At 69.1% G+C, this 1,686-nt stretch carries 2 protein-coding genes, 1 tRNA gene and 1 pseudogene; 2 read left to right on the top strand and 2 right to left on the bottom strand.

The window, feature by feature from the left end; genetic code table 11:
- Together G6021_RS09805 and G6021_RS09800 are read right to left on the bottom strand one after the other, a co-directional pair.
- On the bottom strand, positions 1-584 hold a 584-nt coding region (locus tag G6021_RS09805), incomplete at its 3' end, for a polyprenyl synthetase family protein (protein ID WP_182641180.1).
- 175 nt (positions 585-759) lie between these two features.
- Positions 760-842, bottom strand: a tRNA-Tyr gene (locus tag G6021_RS09800).
- A 144-nt stretch (positions 843-986) separates the two neighbouring features.
- On the opposite strand from G6021_RS09800, the gene G6021_RS09795 reads away from it, so the two are divergent.
- Together G6021_RS09795 and G6021_RS17310 are read left to right on the top strand one after the other, a co-directional pair.
- Positions 987-1,481, top strand: a complete 495-nt coding sequence (locus tag G6021_RS09795) for a YajQ family cyclic di-GMP-binding protein (protein WP_182641179.1) — start codon at positions 987-989, stop codon at positions 1,479-1,481.
- A gap of 10 nt (positions 1,482-1,491) precedes the next feature.
- Positions 1,492-1,686, top strand: a pseudogene (locus G6021_RS17310) (hypothetical protein); the annotation flags it as partial.

Raw genomic sequence — 1,686 nt, 5'->3', positions numbered from 1 at the left:
TCGGAGTAGGCCGCGGTCTTGGCGGCACCGATCGCCAGTGCGTGTTCCTGCGTGGTCGGCTCACCGTGGGCCGCACCGTGCACGTCGGCGTACTCCCCGGCGATGGAGGCCACCACCGCGCGTTCGACCTCCGCCATGGCGCGGTGCAGCACGGGCGCCGGCACGGGCAACCGGGCGAACTCGCCCATCGCGGCCACCAGGAGGAGATCCCCGCCGAGCAGTCCCCCCACCATGCCGACGTGCGCGGCGGTCTCCCGGGACAACCCCTGCTCGGCACCCCGCGTCGTGGTCCGACCCTGCAGGTTGGGCCGGCCCCGGCGGTGGTCGTCGCCGTCGGCCACGTCGTCGTGGACAAGGAAGGCCTCGTGGAGGAGTTCGAGCGCCTGACAGGCGGCGGCGCGAACCGCCTCGTCGCGACCGCCGGCGTGCGTGTAGACCGCGTCGAACAGTGCCGAGCGCATGCCCTTGCCGGATCGGGTGGTGCGGTCGAGATCGGCCGCCCAGTCGTCGACGGCGTGACCCAGGCCGTCGGGCAGGTCGCGAGAGGTCATCCGCTGGGCGGCGCTTACCGAATCCAGTGTCATGTCCTGTTGTTCGGAGCCGACCCTGTCGTGGATACCCCTCACCTCGAATCTTTTCGATGAGATGCGGCACACCGGCGTCCCGCACCCGGCGCCGCTGATGTCCACGGTGTCACACGGCCACACTATCGCGGCCAGGAAATGCACGAAGACCCCCGCTTGTGGCGGGGGTCTCGCGTGCCAGATGATGGATTCGAACCAACGTAGGCATAAGCCGACGGATTTACAATCCGCTCCCTTTGGCCGCTCGGGCAATCTGGCGTGCACCCTTGAAGGCGCTAGGACACGATACAACGCGTGTGACCCCCGGTGCCAAATCGGGGGCCGGCGGGGTGGCCCGGGCGGATGTCACGGCCGGGTAGCCTGGCCGGGATCGTCCCCCAACCCAGGAGAAGGAGCGCGTCCATGGCCTCGGAGTCCTCGTTCGACATCGTCTCGGAGTTCGACCGCCAGGAGGTGGACAACGCCCTCAACCAGGCCGCCAAGGAGCTGGGCACCCGCTACGACTTCCGCGGTACCGACGCCGGTATCGAGTGGAAGGGTGACGACGCGGTGGAGATCGTCGCGGCCTCCGAGGACCGTGTGCTGGCGGCCAAGGACGTGTTCATCGAGAAGCTGGTCCGCCGGGGCCTGAGCATGAAGGCGCTGGAGGTGGGCGACCCGATGCCGTCCGGTAAGGGCTTCCGCCTGGTCGGCTCCCTCAAGCAGGGCATCGACAAGGAGAACGCCAAGAAGATCACCAAGCTCCTGCGCGACGAGGGCCCCAAGGGCGTCAAGGCGCAGATCCAGGGCGAGGAGATCCGGGTGTCGTCCAAGAAGCGCGACGACCTGCAGGAGTGCATGCAGCTGCTCAATAAGGCCGATCTCGAGGTCGCGCTGCAGTTCACCAACTACCGGTAGTCCGACGACCGTGCCCTTCCCAGGGGGACGCAGGAGGAGCCGGCGGCGTGCCGCCGGCGCGGGCGGCGTGCGGGTGCTCGCCGCGGCCGTGGGGATGTCCCTGCTGGCGGGATGTTCTGTCGGGGTCGACGACGACGAGGGCTCGCCCCTGCTCACGGTCTTCGCCGCCGCCTCGCTCACCAGCGCGTTCACCCGGATAGCCGAA

Source organism: Dietzia sp. CW19, from assembly GCF_014145265.1.
In the GTDB taxonomy this organism is placed as follows: Bacteria; Actinomycetota; Actinomycetes; order Mycobacteriales; family Mycobacteriaceae; genus Dietzia; species Dietzia natronolimnaea.
This window is presented reverse-complemented; position numbering and strand designations above follow the sequence as displayed.

Bases quoted from the DNA above. Each gene is read 5' to 3' on its own strand.
- G6021_RS09795 (WP_182641179.1), top strand. From the start codon at position 987: ATGGCCTCGGAGTCCTCGTTCGACATCGTCTCGGAGTTCGACCGCCAG.